Raw genomic sequence first — 24,819 nt, forward strand, 5'->3', positions numbered from 1 at the left:
GAACACTCCCCGCGGCTGCGGCCGGGGGCACGGGATTGGAGCATCGATGAGCCGGTCGCGGCTGGAGGACGTGCTGCCGCTGTCGCCGTTGCAGGAAGGGCTGTGGTTCCACGCCCTCCGCGACGCCGACGCCGACGAGGTGTACAACACCCAGCTCGTGCTGGAGCTGGCCGGGGAGGTCGACCCGGAACGCCTGCGCGCGGCGCTGCGGGGGGTGCTGGCGCGGCACGCCAACCTCCGGGTCGGGTTCCGGCAGCGCAAGGACGGTCAGCCGATCCAGTACGTGGTGCGCGACGTCGAGCCGGCCTGGGAGGTCGTCGACCTGACCGCGGCCGAGCTGCCGCGGTTCCTGGCGGCCGACCGGGTGCGCCGCTTCGACGTGCGCACCCCGCCGTTGCTGCGGTGCACCCTGGTGCGGTCGCCGGACCGGACGAGCCGGCTGGTGATCACCAACCACCACCTGCTGCTGGACGGCTGGTCGGCGCCGCTGCTCATCGACGAGCTGTTCGCGCTCTACCGCGGGGAGGACCTGCCGCCGGTCACGCCGTACCGGGAGTACCTGCGCTGGGTGTCCGAACAGGACCCGGCGGAGTCCGAGCGGGTCTGGCGGCGGGCGCTGGACGGGCTCACCGAGCCGACCTTGGTCGCCGCGCCCGGCCGGCGGCCGCGGCTGCCGGAACGGGCGTGGCTGGAGCTGCCCGCCGCGGACGTGGAGGCGCTGTGCCGGCGGCACGGCCTGACGGTCAACACCCTGGTGCAGGGCGCGTGGGCGGTCGTGCTGGGGCAGCTGACCGGGCGGCAGGACGTGGTGTTCGGCGCGACGGTGTCCGGGCGCCCGCCGGAGCTCCCCGGCGTGGAGACGATGATCGGCCTGTTCATCAACACGCTGCCGGTGCGGGTCCGGCTGGACCCGGCGGCCTCGGTGCTGGACACCCTCGTGCGCCTCCAGGACGAGCAGTCCGCCCTGCTGTCCCACCAGCACGTGAGCCTCGCCGAGGTGCAGCGGATCGCCGGGGGCGGCCCGTTGTTCGACACGCTGCTGGTGTTCGAGAACTACCCGCTGGACTCGCTGGCCGACGCGGACCGGTCCGAACCGCGCATCACCGGCGTGGACGGCGGGGGAGCGACGCACTACCCGCTCGGGTTGGTCGTGGCGAAGTCGGACGAGACGCTGCGGTTCCGGCTCGACCACCGGCCGGAGGAGTTCGACGCCGACGAGCTGCTGCAGCGCCTGCGCCGGTTCCTGGACGCCGTCGAGCGGGACCCGCACCAGCCGTTGGGACGGATCGAGCTGCTGTCGGCCGACACCCGGCACCGGCTTTTGCACGAGTTCAACGACCACGAAGCCGCCCCCGACGGTCCGGACCTCGTCGAGCGGTTCGAGCAACGGGTCCGGCAGGCCCCGGACCACCCGGCGGTCGTGCACGCCGGCGGCGAGACCAGCTACCGCGCCCTGTCGGAGCGGGTCGACCGACTCGTGCGGCACCTCGTCGCCGCGGGCGTCGGGCGGGGCAGCCTGGTCGCCGTGGCGGTGCCCCGCTCGCTCGACCTGGTCACCGCGCTGCTCGCGGTGGTCAAGTCCGGCGCCGCCTACGTCCCCGTCGAGCCGGACCACCCGGCCGAGCGCATCGCGCACGTCCTCCGCGACGCCGCCCCCGACCTGGTGCTCACCACCGGCGACGTCGACCTCCCGGTCCCCGGTGCGCTGCGCGTCGACCGGCTGCCCCCGGTGCCGGAGGGGGCCGGGAACGCGACGCCGGGGGGAACGGGGGACCCGATCCCCGCGGGAGACGCGGACCGGGCCACGGGCGCGGATCCGATGTACGTGCTCTACACCTCCGGGTCGACCGGGCGCCCGAAGGGCGTCGTGGTGCCCCGGAGCGCGGTGCTGCACCGGTTGGCCGGCATGCAGCGCGCGTACCGGCTCGACCCCACCGACCGGGTCCTGCAGAAGACCCCGGCCGGGTTCGACGTGTCGGTGTGGGAGTTCTTCTGGCCGCTGGTCGAGGGCGCCACGATCGTGCTCGCCGCCGACGGCGGGCACCGCGACGTCGACCACCTGGTGTCGGTGATCCGCGAGCGGCGGGTGACGACCGTCCACTTCGTCCCCCCGGTGCTGCGGATGTTCGTGGAGACCCCGGGAGCGGCCGAGTGCACGTCGCTGCGGCGGGTCTTCACCGGCGGCGAGTCGCTGCCCGCCGACCTCCAGCACCAGGTCCGGCAGACCCTGCCGGCCCGGTTGCACCACCTGTACGGCCCGACCGAAGCGACCATCGACGTCACCGAGTTCGACTGCGACGACGAGCCGCAGGACCCCGCGCCGATCGGCCGCCCGGTCCCGGGCGCCCAGCTGTACGTGCTGGACGCGGCGCTGCGGCCGGTCCCCGTCGGCGCGGTCGGTGAGCTGTACCTGGCCGGCACGCAGCTCGCCGACGCCTACCACCGGCGCGCCGCGCTGACCGCGGAGCGCTTCGTGGCCAACCCGTTCGGCCCGCCCGGCAGCCGGATGTACCGCTCCGGCGACCTCGCCCGCCGGCGCGACGACGGGGTGCTGGAGTTCGCCGGCCGGGTCGACGACCAGGTCAAGGTGCGCGGGGTGCGGATCGAGCCGGGCGAGGTCGAGGCGGTGGCCCGGGAGCACCCGGACTGCCGCCAGGTCGCCGTCGTGGTGCGCGGCGAGCGCGGCCGGGAACGGCTGACCGCCTACGTCGTCGGCCCGGCCGGCGCGGTGCGCGAGCACCTGCGGCGCCGCCTGCCCGACCACATGGTGCCGACCTCGTTCGTCGAGCTGGACGCGCTGCCGCTGACCACCAGCGGCAAGGTCGACCGCAAGGCGCTGCCCGCGCCGGACGAGGACCCGCGCGGCCGGGCGCCGCGGACGCCGCGCGAGGAGGTCCTCTGCGGGCTGTTCGCCGACGTGCTCGGCGTGCCGCGGGTGGCCGCCGACGACAGCTTCTTCGAGCTCGGTGGGCACTCGCTCCTGGCCACCCGGCTGGTGAGCCGGATCCGGACGGCCTTCGAGGTGGAGCTGTCGGTGCGCGCGGTCTTCGAAGCACCGACCCCCGCCGGCCTGGCGGCCCGGCTGGACGGCGCGGCCGACGCGCGCCCACCGGTGCGGCCGGTGCCGCGCGACGGTGGCGTCCCGCTGTCCTTCGCCCAGCAGCGGCTGTGGTTCCTCCAGCAGCTCGAAGGGCCGAGCGCCACCTACAACGTGCCGATGACGTTCCGGCTGTCCGGTCCGCTGGACCGGGCTGCCCTGGAGGCCGCGGTCGGTGACGTGGTGGACCGGCACGAGAGCCTGCGCACCGTCTTCCCCGAGGTCGGCGGGACACCGCGCCAGCAGGTGGTGGACCACCGCCCGGTGCTGCGCGTGCACGGGGCCGGCGACCTCGACGCCCAGCTGGCCGAGGCGGTGCGGGAACCGTTCGACCTGGCCACCGAACCGCCCCTGCGGGTGAGCCTGTTCGTGCTGGGCCCGGACGAGCACGTGCTGCTGGTGCTGCTGCACCACATCGCCAGCGACGGCCGGTCCGGCGGACTGCTGGCGCGCGACCTCGCCACCGCCTACGCCGCCCGGTGCGAAGGGCGCCGCCCGAGCTGGTCGGCGCTGCCGGTGCAGTACGCCGACTACGCGCTGTGGCAGCGCGACCTGCTCGGGCGCGAGGACGACCCGCAGAGCCTGGTGGCGCAGCAGCTCGCGTTCTGGCGGGACCAGCTCGACGGCGTCCCGGCCGAGCTGGAGCTGCCGACCGACCGGCCCCGCCCGGCGGTCGCCAGCAACCGCGGCGACGGCGTGGAGTTCGAGCTCGACGCCGCCGCGCACCGCGCACTGTCCCGGATCGCCCGGGAGCACCACGCCAGCGTGTTCATGGTCGTCCAGGGGGCGATCGCGGCGCTGCTGACCCGGCTGGGCGCCGGGACGGACATCCCGCTGGGCACCTCGGTGAGCGGTCGCGCGGACGAGGCCCTCGACGAGCTGGTCGGGTTCTTCGTCAACACCCTGGTGCTGCGCACCGACACCTCGGGCGACCCGAGCTTCGTGGAGCTGCTGGACCGCGTCCGGCGGACCGACCTCGCGGCGTACGCGCACCAGGACGTGCCGTTCGAGCGGCTGGTGGAGGTGGTCAACCCGGAGCGGTCGATGTCCCGGCACCCGCTGTTCCAGGTCATGCTCGACTTCCACCGCGACGACGGCGCGGAGTTCGCGCTGGCCGGGCTCACCGCGCAGCGCGAGCGCAGCAGCACCGACGTGGCGAAGGTCGACCTGACCTTCCACGTCGAGGAGTCCTGTGGCCCCGACGGTGAGCCGGCCGGGCTGCAGGGCGTGCTCGAGTACGCCACCGACCTGTTCGACCGGCGCACCGCCGAGGCGATCGCGGCCCGGTTGCTCCGCGTCCTGGACGCGGTGGCGCACGACCCGAGCACCCGGATCGGCGACCTCGACGTGCTGCCCGCCGACGAGCGGCACGCCCTGGTGCACGGCTGGAACCAGACGCGGCGCGAGGTGCCTGCGGCGACCCTGCCGGAGCTGGTCGAGCAGCAGGTCCGCCGCACCCCGCACGCGCCCGCCGTCGCGTTCGGCGACACCGTCCTGGACTACGCCGAGCTCAACCGCCGGGCCAACCGGCTGGCCCACCTGCTCCGCGCGCAGGGCGTGGGCCCGGAGCGGTTCGTCGGCATCGCGCTGCCCCGCTCGGTCGACCTGGTGGTCGCCCTGCTCGCGGTGCTCAAGACCGGCGGCGCGTACCTGCCGCTCGACCCGTCGCACCCGGCGGAGCGCCTCGAGTTCGTGCTCGACGACGTCCGCCCGGTGCTGACGCTGACCGACCGCAGCTGCGCCGAGAGGCTGCCGACCAGCGCTCAGTGCCTGCTGCTCGACGTGCTCGACCTGTCCTCGGTGGACGACTCGGACCCGGTGCGGGAACTGGACCCCCGCAGCGCCGCGTTCGTCATCTACACCTCGGGTTCCACCGGCCGTCCCAAGGGCGTCGTGGTCCAGCACGACTCGCTCAACCTCTACCTGGCGTGGGCCCGCTCGGCGTACCCGGCCGTCGCGGGCCGTGCGCTGGTGCACTCGCCGGTGTCGTTCGACCTCACCGTCACCGGCCTGTTCGCGCCGCTGACCACCGGCGGCTGCGCGCAGCTGGTGGAGCTGGACGAGTCCGCGCGGATCACCGAGCAGCCCACCTTCGTCAAGGCCACGCCCAGCCACCTGCCGGTGCTGTTGACGCTGCCCCCGGAGTGCTCGCCGACCCAGCAGCTGGTGCTCGGCGGCGAGTCGCTGATGGGGGAGGTGCTGGAGCAGTGGCGGGCCCGCCACCCGGGGGCGACCGTGGTCAACGAGTACGGGCCGACCGAGACCACCGTGGGCTGCACCGAGTACCGCATCGAGCCCGGGGACCCGGTGCCCAGCGGGGTGGTCACCATCGGGCGGCCGGTCTGGAACACCCAGATGTACGTGCTGGACGCCGCGCTGCGCCCGGCCCCGATCGGGGTGGCGGGGGAGCTCTACATCGCCGGTGACCTGGTGACCCGCGGCTACCTGAACCGGCCGGGGCTGACGTCGACGAAGTTCGTGGCCAACCCCTACGGCCCGCCCGGGTCCCGCTTCTACCGCTCCGGCGACATCGCCCGCTGGAACGCCGACGGGCTGCTGGAGTTCGTCGCGCGGGTCGACGACCAGGTCAAGGTCCGCGGGTTCCGGATCGAGCTCGGTGAGATCGAGAGCGTGCTCAACCAGCACGAGCACGTGCGGCAGGCCGCGGTGGTCGTGCGCGAGGACACCCCCGGCGACAAGCGCCTCGTCGCCTACGTCGTGCCGGACGGTGACTGCGACCCGGCAGCGCTGCGCGAGCACGCCGCCGACCGGCTGCCGGAGTACATGGTGCCGGTCGCGGTCGTGCTGCTGCCCGAGCTGCCGCTCACCGCCAACCGCAAGCTGGACCGCGCGGCGCTGCCCGCGCCGGAGTTCTCCGGTGACGCCGGCGGGCGCCGCCCGCGCGACGTGCGCGAGGAGCGGCTGTGCGCGCTGTTCGCCGAGGTGCTCGGGGTGGAGCAGGTGGGCATCGACGACGGGTTCTTCGAGCTCGGCGGGCACTCCCTGCTGGCCACCCGGCTGATCAGCCGGGTCCGCGCGGAACTCGGCGTGGAGGTGGGGATCCGCCAGTTGTTCGAGTCGCCCACGGTGGCGGGCTTGGCCGACGCGCTCGGCGCCGCCGAGCCGGAGCGCGCGCGGCTCGCACCGGTGCCGCGGCCGGACCGCGTCCCGCTGTCGTTCGCCCAGCGCAGGCTGTGGTTCCTGCACCAGCTGGAGGGGCCGAGCCCGACCTACAACGTCCCGCTGCTGCTGCGGATGTCCGGTGACCTGGACCGCGAGGCGCTCGCCGCGGCGGTCACCGACGTCGTCGCCCGGCACGAGAGCCTGCGCACCACGTTCCCGACCGTCGACGGCACGCCGCAGCAGCGGGTCCACGACCCGGCTCCGGTGGTCGTCCACGAGGTCGACGACCTGGAGGCGGCGGCGCGCCACTGCTTCGACCTGGCGCACGAGCCCCCGATTCGGGTGTCGGTCGCCACCGGCGGACCGGGCGAGCACGTGGTGCTGGTGCTGCTGCACCACATCGTCGCGGACGGCGGGTCGCAGGGCCCGCTCGTGCGCGACCTCGCCACCGCCTACGCCGCGCGGCTGGCCGGGCACGCTCCACAGTGGTCCCCGCTGCCCGTGCAGTACGCCGACTTCGCCCTGTGGCAGCAGCGGGTCCTCGGCGACGACGAGGACCCGCAGTCGGCGGCCGGGCGGCAGCTGGCGTTCTGGCGCGAGGCGCTGGCCGACGTCCCGGAGCGGATCGAGCTGCCCACCGACCGGCCCCGCCCGGCCGTCGCGAGCTACCGCGGGGACGCTGTGGAGTTCACCGTCGACGCGGCGACCCACGACGCGGTCACCCGGCTCGCCGCGGCGCACGACGCCACGCCGTTCATGGTCCTGCACGCGGCGCTGGCGGCGCTGCTGACCAAGCTCGGCGCGGGGGAGGACGTCCCGATCGGCACCGCGGTGAGCGGTCGCGGTGAACCGGAGCTCGAGGAGCTGGTCGGGTTCTTCGTCAACACCCTGGTGCTGCGGACCGACACCGCGGGCGACCCGGGCTTCACCGAGCTCCTCGCCCGGGTCAAGCAGGCGGACCTGGCCGCCTACGCCCACCAGGACGTGCCGTTCGAGCGCGTGGTGGAGGCGGTCAACCCGCCCCGGTCGCTGGCGCACCAGCCGCTGTTCCAGGTCGCGTTCGCGCTGCAGGGCGACGAGGCGGGCGAGGGGCTGGAGTGGCCCGGCCTGCGCGTCGAGGTCGAGGGCGCCGGGGCGGGCGCGGCGAAGGTCGACCTCGCGCTGAGCCTGCGGGAGGCCCGCGCTGCCGACGGCGCGCCCGCCGGCATCGACGGCGTGGTCTCCTACCGCACGGACCTGTTCGACGAGGCCACCGCGCGGTCGATCGCGGACCGGTTCACCGCGCTGCTGCGCCAGGTCGTCGCGGACCCGGGCCGTCGACTGTCCACGGTGGACTTGCTGACCGACGAGGAGCGGTCGAGGGACGCGGTGCTGCCCGCGCAGCCGTGGGACCAGCCGACCTTCCCCGAGCTGTTCGAGCGGCAGGTGGCCCGGACACCGGACCGCACCGCCGTGGAGTTCGACGGCGGCGCGTGGACCTACGTCGAGCTCAACGAGCGCGCCAACCGGTTCGCCCACCACCTCATCTCGCTGGGCGTCGGACCCGGTGACGTGGTCGCGCTGGCGTTGCCGAAGTCCGGTGAGCTGGTGCTGGCGATCGTCGCCGTCCTCAAGACCGGCGCGGCCTACCAGCCGGTGGACGTCGACCACCTCGGCGAGCGGACCGACCGGCTGCTGGCCGAGGCCACCCTCGTGGTGTCCACCTCGCAGGTGCGGGTGCCCGGGACACCGCTGCTGCTGGACCGCTACCTCGCCGGTCCGGGCTTCGCGGACCAGCCGGTCGAGGACCCGACCGACGCCGACCGCAGCGCCCCGCTGCTGCCCACCTCCCCGGCGTACGTCATCCACACCTCGGGCTCGACCGGACGGCCCAAGGGCGTGGTGGTCTCCCACGCCGGGTTCGCCACCCTGGCGGACAACCAGGTCCGCGGCTACGGGGTGCGCGAGGACAGCCGGGTGTACCAGTTCGTGTCGCCGGCCTTCGACGTGTCGGTGGCCGAGCTGTGCATGGCGCTGCTCTCCGGCGCCTGCCTGGTGGTCCCGCCGCGCACCACGACCGGCGCGGAACTGGCCGCCGAGCTGGACCGTGCGCGGATCACCCACCTGCTCATCCCGCCGTCGGTGCTCGCCACGGTGCCGCGGGTGCCGCTGCCGCACCTGCGCTGCCTCATCACCGGCGCCGAACCCTGCCCGGTGGAGCTGCTCGAGGCCTTCGGCCGCGACCGGACCATGATCAACGCCTACGGGCCGACCGAGGCGACCGTCGACGTCACCTGGGCGCACGCCACGGCCGAGGACCACCCGGTGCCCATCGGCCGCCCGCTGCGGGGAGTCGCGGTCCGCGTCCTCGACGCGCACCTGCGACCGGTGCCCACCGGGGTCACCGGTGAGCTGTACGTCGCCGGCCCCGGCGTCGCGCTGGGGTACCGCGGCCGGCCGGGGCTCACCGCGGAGCGCTTCGTCGCCGACCCGTTCGGCCCGCCCGGCGGCCGGCTGTACCGGACCGGTGACCTGGCCCGGTGGCGCGCGGACGGGCAGCTGGAGTACCTGGGTCGGGCCGACGACCAGGTCAAGGTGCGGGGCTTCCGGATCGAACCGGGCGAGGTCGAGGCGGTGCTGGCCGCGCACCCGGACGTCGAGCAGGCCCGGGTGGTGGTGCGCGAGGACCGGCCCGGCGACCGGCGCCTCGTCGGCTACGTCGTCTCCTCCGCCGCGCCGTCGGACCTGCGGCTGCACGTCCGCCAGGCGCTGCCCGAGTACATGGTGCCGTCGGCCGTCGTGGTGGTGGACGAGATCCCGTTGACCCGCAACGGCAAGCTCGACCACGCCCGGCTGCCCCGCCCGTCCGTCGCGGTCGACGGCGGCCGGACGCCGCGGTCGCCGCGGGAGGAGGTGCTCTGCGAGCTGTTCGGCGAGGTGCTCGGGGTCGAGCAGGTGGGCATCGACGACGGCTTCTTCGACCTGGGCGGGCATTCGCTGCTGGCCACCCGGCTGGTGGGCCGGATCCGCGAGGTGCTCGGCGCGGACCTGGGCGTGCAGTCGGTGTTCCGCTCGCCCACGGTGGCCGAGCTCGCCGAGCACCTCGACGGCGACGGCGACGGCTTCGACGTGCTGCTCGAACTGCGTGGGGGCGAGGGCGCCCCGCTGTTCTGCGTCCACCCCGCCACGGGCCTGTCCTGGTGCTACTCGGGGCTGCTGCGGCACACCGGGATGCCGCTCTACGGCCTGCAGCTGCGCGGCGCGGACGGCAGCGCACTGCCGCGCACCCTCGGCGAGCTCGCCTCGGACTACGCCGACCAGGTGCAGAAGGCGCGCCCGCAGGGCCCGTACCACCTGCTCGGCTACTCGCTGGGCGGCAACATCGCGCACGCGGTGGCCGTCGAGCTCCAGTCGCGCGGTGAGCGGGTGGGCCTGGTGGCGCTGCTGGACTCCTCGACGGCGGACGTCGGCCTGGACGAGCGGGAGGTGCTGGCGCGGCTCTTCGACGACGTCGTCGGGGACGCCGACCGCGGAACCGCCGACGACCAGCGCGCCCGGATCGCCGCGGCGCTGCGCGACGGGGCGCTCAGCGCGCTCCCCGCCGAGCGCGTTCCGTCCACAGTGGATGCGATCGTCAACGCCATCCGCCTCGCGGCCGGACACCGCCCGGCGTTGTTCGACGGTGACGTCCTGCTGGTGACCTCCCGGTCGAACCCGGACCTCAGCGCCGAGTGGGCGCCCCACGTCACCGGCCGGGTGCGGACCGAACGCCTGGACTGCACCCACGACGAGATGCTGGACCCGGGTCCGCTGGCGACGCTCGCCCAGCTGCTCGCCCGGCACCTGGACGCCGAGTAGCGGCGGTGCGGCAGGGCCCCGGCTCCGCGGGACCGGGGCCCTGCCGCACGCGTGCGGGCGGAAGGCGCTCGATATCGCGGCGATAAGGCCGGCGCCTAGTTTTCGGGGCATGCTCGACTCCTTCACCGTCGAGTCGCCGTTCGTGCGGCGCGCACGGCGCTCCGACCACCGGGTCCGGTTGTTCTGCTTCCCCCACGCCGGTGCCGGCGCGGCCGCGTTCGCCGACTGGCCGGACCTGCTCCCTCCCGAGGTCGAGCTGATCGCGCTCCAGCTCCCCGGCCGCGAGGACCGCATCGGCGAACCGCCGCTGACCGACTTCGCGAAGGCCGTGCGGACCCTGGGGCTCACCGTGCGCCCGTACCTCCGGGGACCGTTCGCCTTCTTCGGGCACAGCGGAGGCGCCCTGCTCGCCTTCGAACTGGCCCGGGCGCTGCACCGCCGTGGCGGTCCGCAGCCGCTGCACCTGCTGCTCAGCGGGCAGGCCGCGCCGGACGAACCACCGGTGGCCGAGCCGATCCACGAGCTCCCCGACGCGGAGTTCCTCGCCGCGCTCGGTGCGCTGGGCGGCACCCCGCGCTCGGTCGCCGACGACCCCGAGCTGATGCGGGTGCTGCTGCCCGCGCTGCGCGCGGACTTCACCCTCGGCGAACGCTACCGGTACGAGCCCGGACCACCGCTGGAGGCCGCGATGACGGTCTTCGGCGGCCACGACGACGACCGAGCCCCGGAGCACGCGTTGCGGCCGTGGCAGAAGCAGACGAGCGGCGCGTTCCGGGTCCGGACGTTCCCGGGCGGCCACTTCTACCTCAACGAGCAGGCCGCCGGGCTCACCGCGGAGATCGGGCGGGTCCTGCTCAGCGACGAGCAGTGAGGAGGTCCAGCTCGATGTCCGACGAGTTGATCGCGGAGCTCACCGAGGTGGTCCGGGCGCAGCCCGGCGTCACCGAGGTCGCCGGCGCGGTCCGCAGGGAAGCGCGGACCGCGGTCACCGAGCGTCCCGAGCGCACCGAGGCCCGGCCCGGGGCGGCCGCCGAGACCCGCGGCGACGACCTGCCGGTCGCCGAGGTGCACGGGGGCGAGCTGCCGGACGACCCGGACGCGCCGACGACGCTGGTGGAGGCCCTGCTGCTGGCCGCCGAACGCGCGCCCGGCCGGGGCGTGCACCACCTCGCCGCGGACGGCACCGAGAGCTTCCAGAGCTACGCGGACCTGTTCACCGGGTCCTGCGAACTGCTCGCCGGCTTGCGGGAGGAGGGCCTGCGGCCGGGTGACTCGGTGCTGTTCCAGTTCACCGACAGCCGCGCCTTCTTCACCGCGTTCTGGGCGTGCGTGCTGGGCGGCTTCGTGCCGACCCCGTGCGGCGTGCCGCTCGGCTTCGACCGGGAGAACGCGGGCCTGCGCAAGCTGCGCAACGCCTGGGAGCTGCTGGAGCACCCGGTGGTCCTCACCGACGCCGGGCTGCTCGACGCGCTCACCGGGCTCGACTGGGGGCTCACCGCGCGCAGCGTCGACGAGCTCCGCCGGCCCGGAGCGCGGCCCGAGCCCTTCGCCGCCGGACCCGACGACCCCGTCGTGCAGCTGCTCACCTCGGGCAGCACGGGCGTGCCGAAGTGCGTCCGGCACGCCAACGCCAGCATCATCGCGCGCACGCTGGCCAGCGCCGCGGCCAACGGCTTCGACGAGCACGACGTGTCGCTGAACTGGATCCCGCTGGACCACGTCGGCGCCGTCATCATGCACAACGTGTCCAACGTGGTGCTGCGCAACGAACACGTCAACGTCGAGACCGACGCGTTCCTGGCGGACCCGCTGGCCTGGATGGACTGGGTGCACCGGTTCCGTGTCAGCGTCACGTGGGCGCCGAACTTCGCGTTCTCGCTGTTCAACGACAACGCCGAGCGGATCGGCGACCGCGACTGGGACCTGTCCTGCCTGCGGCACGTCTGCAACGGCGGCGAGGCCGTGGTGACGCGCACCGCCCAGCGGTTCCTGGAGCTCCTGCGCCCCTTCGGGCTCCCCGCCGACGCGCTGCTGCCCACCTTCGGGATGTCCGAGATCGCCTCGGGCACCATCTACTCGACGCTGTCCGGGGACGACCCGGCGCAGGGCACCATCAGCGTGGAGAAGGCCTCGCTGGGCGGCAGGTTGCGGGTGGTCGAGCCGAAGGACTCCCCGGACGTGATCACCTTCACCGAGGTCGGCCGCCCGCTGCCGGGGCTGCGGCTGCGGATCGTCGACGACCAGGACCGGCCGCTGCCCGAGGACCACGTGGGACGCCTGCAGTTCTCCGGCAGCACCATGATGACCGGCTACCACCGCAACCCGGAGGCGAACCGGAAGGCCTACACCGCCGACGGCTGGTTCAACAGCGGTGACCTGGGCTTCGTCCACGAAGGACGGTTGACGCTGACCGGCCGGGACAGCGACCTCATCGTGGTGCAGGGCGTGAACTACCTCAACTTCGACATCGAGTCGGTCGTCGAGCAGGTCCCGGGCACCGAGGTGACCTTCGTGGCCGCCTGCGGTGACTCGGCGGGCGGCGCCGAGACCGACAAGCTCGTGGTGTTCTTCGTGCCCACCACCCCCGACGTGGCGGCCACGGTGGCGCGGATCAAGGCCCGGCTGGCCGAGGAGATCGGGCTGCAACCGCACCTGGTGGTGCCGGTCGAGCGCGACCGGTTCCCGAAGACCAACAGCGGCAAGATCCAGCGCTCCCAGCTGCTCAGCGACCTGCACGCGGGGGCGTTCGACGACGCGCTGCGCGACCTGGCCGACTCGCCCGACGAACCGGTGTCGCCCTCGGAGTGGTTCTTCGAGCGCGTCTGGACCGAGCAGCCCGCCGTCGAGTCCGGGCGCGGTGACGGCGTCCGCGTCGTCTTCGCCGACGCCGCGCACGAGGAGCGGTTCGGCCAGCACACCGCGGTGGTGGTGCCGGGCACGCGGTTCGCCCGGGACGGCGCGCGGTTCTCCATCAACCCGGAGAACTCCGACCACTACCGCGCGCTGTTCGAGGTGCTGGCCCGCGACTTCGGTCCGGTCGACACCGTCGTGCACGCCTGGGCCGCGGCACCGAGCGGGTCGCTGGACGCCGGGCTCCGCGTCGGTGTGCAGTCGGTCCGCCGGCTGATCGCCACGCTCGCCACCGTGCCGCACCGGCCGGACGTGCTGGTGCTCACCGCCGGCGGACTGTGGGTCCGCGACGGGGACGCGGTGGACGTGCCCAAGGCGGCGCTGCCGGGACTGGTGCGCACCGCCGTCGCCGAGGGAGCGGTGCGGTCGCTGCGGCAGGTGGACCTGCCCGCCGGAGCTCCCGAGGAGTGGGGCGAGATCGTGCGGGCCGAGCTGTCCGCGGCCCCGGACGCCGACGTGGTGGCGCACCGCGCGGGCACCCGGCTGGTGCCGAAGCTGAGCCCGGTCCGGTTGGACCTCGACACCGCGCCCGAGCTGGTCCAGGGCGGCGTGTACGTCATCACCGGAGGCCTCGGCGGCATCGGCCACCAGATCGCCGAGTACCTGTTGGCCACCTACCAGGCGCGGCTGCTGCTGGTCGGCCGCAGCGCGCTCGCCGAGGGCTCGGTGAAGGCCGAACGGCTCGCCGACCTGCGCACCCTCGGCGAGGTCGAGTACCGCTCGCTCGACGTGGGTGACGCGGTCGCGCTGCACAGCGCCGTCGCGCAGGCCGAGCGGCGGTGGGGCCGTCCGCTCTCCGGCGTCCTGCACCTGGCCAGCAACGACGTCTCGCACCAGTGGGAGCGTCTGGAGGAGCACACCGTCGCCCGCGCCTCGCGCCGGGAGTTCGCCGAGGCCTACCGGGCGAAGGTCCACGGGACGATGGCCATCGCCGAGGTGCTGCAGGACCGGCCGGACGCGCTGCTGGTGCTGTTCTCCTCGGTCAACGGTGAGTTCGGCGGCAGCTCCTTCGGCGCGTACTCCTCGGCGAACAGCTTCCTCAACGGCTTCGCCGACCACTGGGGGCGGGAGCGAGGGCGTCCGGTCCGCTGCCTGTCGTGGAGCATGTGGACCGACAGCGGGATGAACCGCGGCAGCCCGTCGGCGGCCGCGGCCTCCCGCGGGTTCCTGCCGATCGACGACGCCGGCGGGCTGGCCTCGCTGCTGGCCGCCCTGGGCCAGGACCGGGTGAACCTGCTGATCGGGCTGGACCGCCGCAACGAGCACATCGTCTCCGAACTCGCCCCGGAGCACCTGCGCAGCGCGGAGGTCGTGGTCGCCCACGCGGGCGAGCCGCAGGACGAGCAGGCACTGCGCGCAGCGGCGGCACCGGTGCTGGCGCGCTGCCCCGTCCCGGTGCGGTTCCTGCACGTCCCGGAGGTCCCGCGAGACCCCGCCGGCGAGGTGGACGAACCCGCGCTGCTGGCGATGGCGCGGGCCGCGGCCGAGCGGGGGCGCCGCCGGTACGTCGAGCCGGAGACCGACCTGGAGCGCCGACTGGCCGAGATCTGGGGCGAGGTGCTCGGCCGGGACCGGGTCGGCCGGGACGACGCGTTCTTCGAACTCGGTGGCAACTCCCTGCGCGCGGCGCAGCTGGTCGCCCGGATCAACGGAGCGCTGCCCATCCGGGTCGCGGTCCACCAGCTCTACGACCACCCCACGGTCGGCGGCCTGGCCCGGGTCCTGGAGAGCACGCACTGACCGAACACGTTTCGCAGAGAGGGAAGCAAGACATGACGAACCCGTTCGAAGACCCCGACGGCCGCTACCTGGTCCTGGTGAACGACGAGGGCCAGCACTCGCTGTGGCCGACGTTCGTCGAGGTGCCCGCGGGCTGGACGAAGGTCTACGGCGAGGACACCCGGGACGCGTGCCTGCAGTACGTCGAGGAGAACTGGACGGACTTGCGGCCGAAGAGCCTCATCGAGGCGATGGGCGGCTGACCGGGGCCAGCCGCGGCGATGCGCCGGGGCCCGGGGCGTTGGACCCCGGACCCCGGCGTCCTGCTGTCCACCGGATGCGAGGGCCTCGGGTCCGCGATCCCCGTTGGGGTCGCACGTCCGGTCCCGGTGGGAAGCGCGCGACGGGGCTCGGGGACCGGCGCGCGGGGTCCGGGCCCGTCGCGGACGGGCGCGGGCGCGCGGTTGCCCGGAGGGGATGCCCGCTCGCGCGGTGTCAGCGTTGGGTCGCGAGCTCGTCGGTGGGGTCGACGTGGTAGACCTGCTGGACCCAGCTGGGTTGGTAGAGCGAGTCGAGGTAGCGCTCGCCGAGGTCCGGGGCGATGGTCACCGCGGTGACGTCCGGGCCCACGTCGTTGGCCGTCAGCCACTGGGTCGCGCCGCTGATCACGGTGCCGGTGGAACCGCCGAACAGGAAGCCCCGGCGGGCCAGCCGGTGGCAGGTGCGCACCGTGTCGATCTCCTCCACCAGCACCACGTCGTCCACGAAGGACTCGTCGAGCAGCGCCGGCCGCACCCCGGTCCCCAAGCCCGGGATCATCCGCGGCGCGGCCGGGCCGCCGAAGGTGACCGAACCGACCGCGTCGACCGCCACGATGCGCACGCCCGGGCGGAACCGCTTGAAGTAGCGGGCGCAGCCCATCAGGGTGCCGGTGGTGCCCGCGCCCACGAACAGCACGTCGAGGGTGGGGAAGGCCCGGTCGATCGAGGGCGCGGTGGTGCGGTAGTGGGCCGTCCAGTTGTCCTGGTTGGCGTACTGGTTCAGCCACACGTACCGGTCGTCGTCCGCGCAGAGCTCGCGCACGTGGGCGATGCGGGCCGCGAGGTAGCCGCCTTCGGCGGCGGGCTCGGTGATGGTGTGCACCTGGGCGCCGAGGGTCTCCATCAGCTGCTTGGTCGCGAGGTTGCACCGAGCGTCGGTCACGCACACGAACTGGTAGCCCTTGCTGGCCGCGAGCACGCTCAGCGCCACGCCGAGGTTGCCGGACGAGGACTCGACCAGGATGGAGCCCGGGCGCAGCGCCCCGGAGCGCTCCGCGGCGGCGACCATCGACTCGGCCGCTTTGAGCTTGATCGAGCCGGCGAAGTTGAACCCCTCGCACTTCAGGTACAGCGGGACGCCGACGGAGGGCCGGAGGTCGACGTAGAGGTCGTCCTCGTTGAATTCGTGCGGCTGCGAGATGATGGGCACCGAGCTGTCTCCGTCTTGTCCGAACGAACCTGTGTTGCGGGTGCGTGGAGCGGCGCGGGCGGTGCGAGCCGCACGCCGCGCCCAGCGGGCGCGTGGAGGCCCGGCGGTGCGGGGCCGCTGGGGCCGCACCGCCGGGCACCCGGTGCCGTCATCCGTAGCGGCGGAGCTCCGAGAAGAAGTCGGGCACCACGGTGGGCTCTCCGTGCGCCATGACCTGGTCGTAGACGAACTTCCCCACCGCCAGGTCGAGCACGCCGAGGCCGAACGGGGAGAACACCACCGGCCGGTCGGCGGGGACCTTGAGCTCCCCGGCGAGCACGTCGTTGATCGTGCCGTCCACGAAGTCCCGGTTGCCGGTCCGCTGCTCGGCCAGGTGCGGCGAGGTGTCGGCCTTGAGGCAGTGGTCGACGTCGTCGACGACGTTCACCGACGACAGGACGACCTCCGGGGACAGGTCGCGCAGGGACACGTGCAGCACCAGCGGGGCGTGCTCGAACCACGCCGGATCGTGCACGTGCGGCGTGCCCGCCACCGTCGCGAACACCACGAGGTCGGCGGACCGGATGAGCGACTCAGCGCTGTCGTGCACCACGACCCGCGGACCGTCCTCGACCCGCTCCAGGTAGGAGGTGAAGCCCGCGGTGTGCTCGGCGGAGAGGTCGTGGACCCCGATCTCGTCGAAGGTCCAGCCGGTGCCCTGCAGGTACTCGTGGATGTAGCGGGCGATGAGGCCGACGCCGATGAACCCGATTCGGCGCGGGCGCCCCCGGTCCCGGCTCAGGTGGTCGGCGGCCAGCGCGGCCGAGGCCGCGGTGCGGGTCGCGCTGATCACCGAGCTCTCCAGGCAAGCGAACGGGTAGCCGGTGTCGTGGTCGTTGAGCACCAGCACCGCCGAGGCGCGCGGGATGCCGGCCGCGACGTTGTCCGGGAAGCTGGAGATCCACTTGATCCCGTCCACCGCGGTGTCACCGCCGAGCGAGGCGGGCAGCGCGATGATCCGGGAACTGGGCCGGTCGGGGAAGCGCAGGAAGTACGACGGCGGGTTGACCGTCCGGCCCGCGCCGTGCAACCGGTAGGCCTGCTCGACGATGTCCACGACCTGCTCGTGCCGCCCGGCGAGGGCGCTCTGCACCTGGGCCCCGGAGATGACGGTGAAGGCCGGTACGTTGGCTGATGTCGACATGGTGCTCCGCTCGGGTTCTCGTGGTGGTTCAGGACGGCGACACCGTCGGCGAGCAGCTCGCGAGGCTGACCGGTTCGCCCATGGCGACCAGCACCTCGCGCGCCCCCTCGTACGGTTCGCGGCTGTGCGCCTGCGCGATGTTGTCGACCAGCATCAGGTCGCCGGTCTGCCACGGCTCCCGCCGCGTGTGCTCCTCGTAGACCTTGTTGAGCAGCGCGACCACGTCGTCCTCGATGGGCGCGCCGCTGCCGTAGCGGCTGTTGAACGGCAGGCCGTCCGGGCCGAACTCCATGAGCAGGTAGTCGCGCACCTCGGGGTCGATCGTCCACTCGTTGAGGAACGCGACCTGGTTGAACCACACCCGCGCGCCGGTCTTCGGGTGGGTGATGACGGCCGAGCGGCGCTGCTTGGTGCGCAGGCCGTCCATGGCGTCCCACTCGAACTCGATGGCGTTGTCCCGGCAGTAGCGCTCCACCTCGCCGCGGTCGTCGGTGCCGAAGGCCTCCTGCCACGGCACGCCGACCATCTCGTTGTAGTTGCGCACCAGCTGCCAGCCCTCCCGCTCGAAGCGCTCGACCAGGTCGGCGGGCAGCGCCTCCAGCACCGCGGCCGCGTCCGCGACCCCGGTCACCCCGCCCGAGGCCGGCGCGCCGAGGCAGCCGAACACCATCAGGCCCGGGAAGGTCAGCGTGTAGCTGAGCTCGTGGTGCATGCACATCGGCTGGTTCGGCGGCCACTTCGAGGACGAGTAGACGCCGTCCTCGTAGCTCCAGCGGCGGGCGAACGCCTCGCGCTCGGGCAGCAGCGGGCCGGCCACGTCCCGCGCCACCCGGCCGAAGGCGGCCGCGTCGGCCAGGTGCAGGCCGCGCACCAGCAGTGCGCCGTGCTGGTCGACGAGCGACCGGATCCGGTCGCGGTGCTGGGCCACCCACGTCGTGGCCTCGGGGGTGCCGTCGACGTGCACGACGGCCGGCCTTCCGTCGGCGAGGTGGACGTCGAGTTCTGCGGCGGACATCGCTGGTTGCCTCCCAGGGTGGTCAACGGACGGGGTGGACGGCGGTCACCGCCTCGGCGGCGTGCGTGGCGAGGAAGTAGTGGCCACCGCCGGAGATCTCGTGCCGGTCGACGTGCTCGGCGACCACGTGCCAGCGCCGGTGGTCGACACGTCCGGCGTCGTCGCGCGCGGTGACGACGGTGAGCGGCGCGGACAGGCGTCGCGCCGGGGGAGCGGTCTGCAGGTCGGCCAGGTATTGCGCGGCGACGCGCACGTCGTGCCGGTAGGCCTCGGCGACGTGGGCGGCGTGCTCCGGGCGCAGCTGGTCGAGCTCGTGGAACGCGGGCTGGGCGCTGAGCCGCCGCTTGAGCTCCTCGGTGGACAGCTCGCTGATCTCGGCGACGTCCGCCTGCAGCACCTCGACCGGGTCGAGGTCGCGGGCTCCGACGAGCACCTGGTGCACGCGGGTGCCCTGCTCCTCGAGCTGCAGCGCGGCGTGCACCGCGAACGCGGCGCCCGCGGAGTGGCCCCACAGCGTGACCGTCTCCAGGCCGAGCTCGCCGATCTCGGCGACGACCTCCTTGACGGTCTGCTCCAGCCCGGCGAAGGACCCCGCGTCCGCGCCGACGTCGTGCCCGGGCAGCTGCACCGCGTGCGTGCTGATCCCCGCGGCCCGCAGCGCCTGGGCGAACGCGTGGAAGTTGACCGGGCCGCCCCCGGCGTAGGGGAAGAGCACCAGCCCGTGCCGCGAACCGTCCGCGGTCGCCAGCCGCTGCAGCACCCCGGAGCGCTCCTCGCGGCGCCCGTCGATGAGCGCGGCCAGGTCGGCGAGCACCGGGGACCCGGTGACGTCCCGGAGCGTGATCGTGCGGCCCAGCTTGAGGATCAGCTTGACCGCCGACAGCGAGGTGCCGCCGCGCTCGAAGAAGTCGGCGTCCCGCCCGATCTCGTCGACCGGCAGGCCGAGCACCTCCGCCCACTGCTGCGCCAGGTGCCGTTCGGTCGGCGTCCGCGGCGGGACGTGCCGGGTCACCGGGGTGCGTTCGGCGGCGAGCGCGGTCAGCGCCTTCTTGTCGGTCTTGCCGTTGCCGGTCAGCGGCAGCGCCTCGCAGTGGTGGAAGTGCTCGGGGACCATGTAGTGCGGCAGGCTGCGGCGCAGGAACTCCTTGAACTCCTCCGCGGAGAGCCGGTCGGCGCCGGTGTGGAAGGCGACCAGGTGCTTGCCGGCGGCGTCCTCGGTCACCACCACCGCGCCGTCGCGCACCCCCGGCGCGCGCAGCAGCTGGTTCTCGATCTCGCCGATCTCGATGCGGAACCCGCGGATCTTGACCTGCGCGTCACGCCGGCCCAGGAACTCGACCTTGCCCTCCGGCAGCCACCGGCCGAAGTCACCGGACCGGTACAGCCGCCGGCCGGGCCGGTGCGGGTCGGTGCCGAACGCGGCGGCGGTGCGCTCCGGGTCGTTGATGTAGCCGCGGCCGACGCACACCCCGGACAGCACGATCTCGCCCGGTGCCCCGAGCGGCACCGGCTGCAGGTGCTGGTCCACGACGTAGACGTGGGTGTTCTGCACCGGCGGGCCCAGCGGCACCCGGTCGCGGACCGGGACCGCGGTCATCACCTCGTGGTTGGTGTCGTCGGAGGTCTCGGTGAGGCCGTAGACGTTGGCGAGCGCCACCCCCGGGTAGGCGGCGAACCAGCGCTCGGTCAGCTCCTTCTTCAACGCCTCCCCGGTCACCGACACGCACCGCAGGTCCGGCAGCTCCCGCGGCGAGTCCTCCAGGTAGGACAGCACGGTCTCCAGGTAGGACGGCACGAGCTGGGCGATCTGCACGCGGTGCTCGACGAGCGTGTCCACGAACCGCTGCACGTCCAGGATGACGTCCTGCTCGACCAGCACGGTGCGTCCGCCGACCAGCAACGCGCTGACCAGCTGCCACAGCGAGATGTCGAAGCACTGCGGGGCGGTCTCGCTGACCACGGCTCCCTCGCCGATCCCCAGGTCGTGGACCTTGGCGAAGAGGTGGTTGAGCATGCCGGCGTGCTCGCACATCGCGCCCTTGGGCTCGCCGGTGGAACCCGAGGTGAAGTAGACGTACGCGAGCTGGTCGGCGTCGACCGGCACCCGCGGGTCGGTGGTGTCGCCGTCGACGTCGCTCAGCAGCAGCACCTCGGCGGTGACCTCGGCGCGGTCGAGGTGGGCGGTGCGGCCGGCCTCGGCCAGCACCCACCGGCACTCGCTGCGGCGCAGCGTCCGGGCGATCCGCTCGGCGGGGAAGTCCGGCTCCACGGGGAGGTAGCAGCCCCCGGCCTTGAACACGCCCAGCACGGACGCCATCCAGTCCAGGTTGCGGTCGGTCACCACCGCGACGACGTCCTCGCGGCCCAGGCCGCGGTCGAGCAGCGCGTGCGCGATCTGGTTGGCGCGCTCGTTGAGCTGCCGGTAGGTCCACGCACGGTCCCGGTGGACCGCGGCGATCGCGTCGGGGTGGCGGCGGACGCGCTCCTCGACGAGCTCGTGCACCCGCGCGTCGGGCAGCTCGCGTTCGGGGCCGGCCAGCTCGACGAGCTGGAACCGGCGTTCCTCGGCGGACAGCAGCGTTCCTCCGGCGTGCGCGGCGTCGAGGTCGGTGGCCATCAGCTCCAGCGCCGCCCGGTAGTAGCCGCTCATGCGGTGCACCTGGTCCGCGCTGAGGCGGTCGGTGCGGTACCGCAGCGACAGCACGGCCGATCCGGCGTCGAACCCGACCCGCAGCGCGAACTCCCCGACCTCGCCGGAGGTCCCGGTGAGGTCGAGGACGGTGTCGAACAGCTCGGCGGGGTCCTGTGCCAGCTCGGCGGGCAGGTGCGCGCGGAGGTCGTTCTCCGCGCGCCGCGCGCGGTGCACCAGGTCTCGCCACGAGCCGGTGGGCAGGTCCAGCGAGCACGGCACGGGCGAGTCGGCGAGGTACCCGGTGACCACGTGCTCCTCACCGGTGACGGCGGCCAGCACCTTCACGTGCGCGGCCAGCACCACGGTCCCGACCGGCACGCCCAGGGCCTCGGCGGTCTTCCGGAGCGCCGCTCCGGGCAGCTCGCGCTCGTGCACCTCGACGCCGGGCTGCGGGTCGGCGTCGGGGAGGAACCAGGGTGGGATCGGCGTGCAGGCCCCGCTCTCCAGCGTCCGGGACCAGAATGCGCGCCGTTGCGCGGACGACCGGTTCAACCGAGGTTCTCCCTCCACTCAGGACTGGCCAGTCGACGCTCGCCGCGTGGCCTGTTCGCCGCTCCGCCGGGGCTGCCGGCGGGTCAGTCGAGGACGTAGCCGTCGTCCGCGCGGTGCCGCCGCGAGGCGCGGAAGTCGGCCAGCGAGAAGCTGCGCTGCAACCACCGGTCGCGGCCGTCGTAGCGCGGCCGGAACGCGGTCCGGCCGTGCACCGTGACCCGGTTGTCCACGATGGCCATCGAGCCGGGGGTCAGGTAGTGGGTGTGCGCGTGCTCGCCGAAGAGCTCCTGCAGCTCGTCCATGGCCGCGCGGGCCCGGTCGGTCAGCGGTTCCGTCGCGGCGAAGTCGATCTGCAGGTCGGGGTCTTCGGGCGCGCCGGTCAGCGCGGCGTGCGGCGTGGTGTCGCCGCTGGTGGACCCGAACGACGGCGGCGGCGCGGTGACGAACTCCGCGCTGGACAGCGCTTCCCGCGCCGAGGGGGTGAGCAGGTCGAGCACCTGCCGGATGCACGCGGTGCGCAGCCCGGCGACGCCCTCGTGGTCGGAGCGCAGGCAGGACAGCATCACGAAGTCCGGCCGGTGCGGGTGGAAGGCGTTCTCGGTGTGGAACGACAGCAGCGCCGAACCGGCGTTGCCCTGGAACTCCTCCTTGCCCGGCACCGGGACCACGTCCTGCACGAGCGCCCCGGACTTCTCCGGGCGGAACGAGGCCGGGTCGCCCAGGCCGGCGGCGAACATGATGAGCACCGCGGCGGGCACGGTGGCGGTGCGCTGCACCGAGCCGTCCCGGGTCGGGGTGTCGGGCACCCCGTCGGGGCCCAGCGGCAACCCGCTGACCACGAGCGCGCCGGTGGTGCCGGTGTCGCGGCGGAACCGCCGGAGGGTGGTGCGCACCGAGACGGGCAGGTGCTCCCACGCGTCGCGGGCCGCCGCGATCCACGCGGCGTCGTCGACCTTGCCGTCGGCGACGGGGAGCAGGTCGAGGGCGACCCGTTCGATCTCGCGCGCGTCGTGCGGTTCGATCACCGCGGTCTGCGGCGGGACCTCCGCGCGGACTGCCATCGACATGATCCACCTCCGGTTCGGCAACGATCGCCGGTCCGCACTTCGCGGCGACGCGCCAGCGAACCTAGGCAGGCCGCGTTTTGGCTCGATATCGAATCCTTTTCCGATATCGAGCCGATAAGCCGGGTCGCTACGCTCCAGCGGCGGAAACCGCAGTGTCCTGGGGGTGTCGTTGCTGGACGTGAACCGAGACGGGCTGCCGAGGCCCGGCCGTCGACCGGCGGAGCCGGCGTCATGACGGCGGCGGTCGAGGTCGAGGGGCTGGTCAAGGAGTTCGGCGACCGGCGGGTGGTCGACGGCGTCGACCTGACCATCCCGGAGGGCACCGTGCTGGGTCTGCTGGGCCCCAACGGCGCGGGCAAGACCACCACCGTCCGGATGCTGTCCACGCTGATCCGGCCGGACGGCGGCCGGGTCCGCATCGGCGGCTACGACCTGGTCAAGCAGGCCAACCAGGTGCGCAGGCTGATCGGCCTGACGGGGCAGTACGCCTCGGTGGACGAAGGCATCTCGGGGCGGGAGAACCTGTACATGATCGCCCGGCTGCTGGACTTCCCGCGGCGGCGCGCCCGCGAGCGGGTCGACGAGCTGCTGGAGCGGTTCGACCTGGTCGAGGCCGCGGAACGGCCCGCGGGCAAGTACTCCGGCGGGATGCGCCGGCGGCTGGACCTGGCCGCGAGCATGGTCGGCGACCCGGCGCTGCTGTACCTGGACGAACCGACGACCGGGCTGGACCCGCGCAGCCGCAACAACCTGTGGGACGCCGTCCGCGACCTGGTGCAGACCGGGACGACGGTGCTGCTCACCACCCAGTACATGGAGGAAGCCGAGGCGTTGGCGGACTCGATCATCGTGATGGACAGGGGAAGGGTGATCGCCTCCGGCACCAGCGGTGAGCTCCGCGCCCGGGTGGGCGGGCAGGTGCTGCGCGTCCGCACCGCCCGGCGGGAGCACCTGGACGAGCTCGTCCGCAGGCTGTCCGCGATGCGTGTCCGCAACTTCCGGGTGGACCAGGAGAACCGGCTGGTGTCGGTGCCGATCGTCAACGAGGCCGAGCTGACCGGGGTGGTCCGGCTGCTGGCCGCGTCACGGCTGCCGATCGCCGGGCTCGACACGCACCTGCCGAGCCTCGACGAGGTGTTCCTGACGCTGACCGACCAGCCACGCGAACCCGACCCGGACGCGACGGTCGTGCTGCGGAGGGTGTTCTGATGGCCACGCCCGTCGGCGGCCCGCCGCCCCGCCGTCCCCCGGTGCCGCCCGGCCGGCCGGGGCCGCCGCGTCCCGGCCCGCCGCCACCCAGGCCCGGGCCGCCCCCGGCACACGCCCAGCCCGCCCACCGGCAGCCGGGACCGCGCCCGCCGCGCGGCGCGGCACCGCCGCCCCCGCCGGAGAGGCCGTCGCGGATGCGGGAGGTCTCCGGTCGGGTCGGTCCGCGCGCGGCGCTCCGGCACACCGGCGCCATCGCCCGGCGGAACCTGCTGCAGGTCGTGCACGACCGGGGCGCGATCCTGGACGCGACCCTGATGCCGATGATCTTCACGCTGATCTTCGTGTACGTCTTCGGCGGCGCCATCGCCGACGACCACGGGGACTACAAGCAGTACCTGCTGCCGGGGATCATGGTGCAGACGGTGTCGTTCGCCTCCCGGCTCACCGGGGTGACGCTCAACGTGGACGCCAGCCGCGGGGTGATGGACCGCCTGCGCGCGCTGCCGATCGCGCGGTCCGCGGTGCTGTCCGCGCGCATCTCCGCGGACATGTGCCGGATGCTGCTCGGCCAGGTCGTCATGTTCGTGTTCGGGCTGGTCATCGGCTTCCGGGTGCAGACCGACGTGCTGTCCGCGCTCGGCGCGATCGGAGTGCTGCTGGCCTACGGGTTCGCGCTGTGCTGGATCTCGGCGTTCATCGGGCTGACCATCAAGAGCCCGGAGACGGTGCAGTCGGTGGGCTTCATCTGGACGATCCCGCTGCAGTTCGGCAGCTCGATGTTCGTGCCGCTGGACACGATGCCCGGGTGGCTGCGCGCCTTCGCGCAGGTGAACCCGACGACGCTGGTCACCGACACCTGCCGCGGCCTGTTCCTGGGCGGCCCGGTGGCGCCGTCGGCGCTCGGCGCCTCCCTGTGGATCGCCGGCATCCTGCTGGTCTTCGTCCCGCTGTCGGTGTGGAAGTACCGGCGCTACACCTGACCGACGGGCGCGACCGCCCTGTCAG

The 24,819-nt window shown here is 73.8% G+C and carries 11 protein-coding genes; 6 read left to right on the forward strand and 5 right to left on the reverse strand.

Annotated elements, in window-relative coordinates:
• Positions 1 to 46: 46 nt before the first annotated feature.
• The 4 genes from HNR68_RS14890 to HNR68_RS14905 all read left to right on the forward strand — a co-directional run bounded on the left by HNR68_RS14890 (position 47) and on the right by HNR68_RS14905 (position 14,949).
• Positions 47 to 10,057, forward strand: a complete 10,011-nt coding sequence (locus HNR68_RS14890) for an amino acid adenylation domain-containing protein (protein ID WP_179721424.1) — start codon at positions 47 to 49, stop codon at positions 10,055 to 10,057.
• A 109-nt stretch (positions 10,058 to 10,166) separates the two neighbouring features.
• Positions 10,167 to 10,928, forward strand: coding sequence for a thioesterase II family protein (locus tag HNR68_RS14895; RefSeq protein WP_179721425.1), 762 nt, complete (start codon positions 10,167 to 10,169; stop codon positions 10,926 to 10,928).
• A gap of 14 nt (positions 10,929 to 10,942) precedes the next feature.
• Entirely contained in the window at positions 10,943 to 14,707 is a 3,765-nt protein-coding gene (locus HNR68_RS14900; protein ID WP_179721427.1) for an SDR family NAD(P)-dependent oxidoreductase, read from the forward strand.
• A gap of 32 nt (positions 14,708 to 14,739) precedes the next feature.
• Entirely contained in the window at positions 14,740 to 14,949 is a 210-nt protein-coding gene (locus HNR68_RS14905) for an MbtH family protein (protein WP_179721429.1), read from the forward strand.
• Positions 14,950 to 15,181: 232 nt separating this feature from the next.
• On the opposite strand, the gene sbnA is transcribed toward HNR68_RS14905, so the two are convergent.
• From sbnA to HNR68_RS14930, 5 genes are all read right to left on the reverse strand, one after another.
• Entirely contained in the window at positions 15,182 to 16,156 is a 975-nt protein-coding gene (gene sbnA / locus HNR68_RS14910; protein WP_179721431.1) for a 2,3-diaminopropionate biosynthesis protein SbnA, read from the reverse strand.
• Positions 16,157 to 16,304: 148 nt separating this feature from the next.
• Positions 16,305 to 17,339 carry a 2,3-diaminopropionate biosynthesis protein SbnB gene (gene sbnB, locus HNR68_RS14915; protein WP_179721433.1) on the reverse strand — a complete coding sequence of 345 codons (1,035 nt, stop codon included), beginning with the start codon at positions 17,337 to 17,339 and terminating at the stop codon, positions 16,305 to 16,307.
• Between the two features lie 28 nt (positions 17,340 to 17,367).
• Positions 17,368 to 18,354: a TauD/TfdA family dioxygenase gene (locus tag HNR68_RS14920; protein WP_179721435.1), complete on the reverse strand. Its 987-nt coding sequence runs from the start codon at positions 18,352 to 18,354 to the stop codon at positions 17,368 to 17,370.
• A 22-nt stretch (positions 18,355 to 18,376) separates the two neighbouring features.
• Positions 18,377 to 21,538 (reverse strand): non-ribosomal peptide synthetase, encoded by a 3,162-nt coding sequence (locus HNR68_RS14925; protein ID WP_179721436.1) that lies wholly within the window; start codon positions 21,536 to 21,538, stop codon positions 18,377 to 18,379.
• An 83-nt stretch (positions 21,539 to 21,621) separates the two neighbouring features.
• Positions 21,622 to 22,605 carry a TauD/TfdA family dioxygenase gene (locus tag HNR68_RS14930; RefSeq protein ID WP_179721438.1) on the reverse strand — a complete coding sequence of 328 codons (984 nt, stop codon included), beginning with the start codon at positions 22,603 to 22,605 and terminating at the stop codon, positions 21,622 to 21,624.
• Positions 22,606 to 22,836: 231 nt separating this feature from the next.
• Here HNR68_RS14930 and HNR68_RS14935 point away from each other — a divergent pair, with 231 nt between their 5' ends.
• On the forward strand, positions 22,837 to 23,814 hold the full coding sequence (locus HNR68_RS14935) for an ATP-binding cassette domain-containing protein (protein WP_179721441.1): 978 nt from the start codon (positions 22,837 to 22,839) through the stop codon (positions 23,812 to 23,814).
• A 194-nt stretch (positions 23,815 to 24,008) separates the two neighbouring features.
• Positions 24,009 to 24,794 carry an ABC transporter permease gene (locus HNR68_RS14940; protein ID WP_179721442.1) on the forward strand — a complete coding sequence of 262 codons (786 nt, stop codon included), beginning with the start codon at positions 24,009 to 24,011 and terminating at the stop codon, positions 24,792 to 24,794.
• Positions 24,795 to 24,819 lie beyond the last annotated feature (25 nt).

The organism is Saccharopolyspora hordei, from assembly GCF_013410345.1.
Classification (GTDB): Bacteria; Actinomycetota; Actinomycetes; order Mycobacteriales; family Pseudonocardiaceae; genus Saccharopolyspora; species Saccharopolyspora hordei.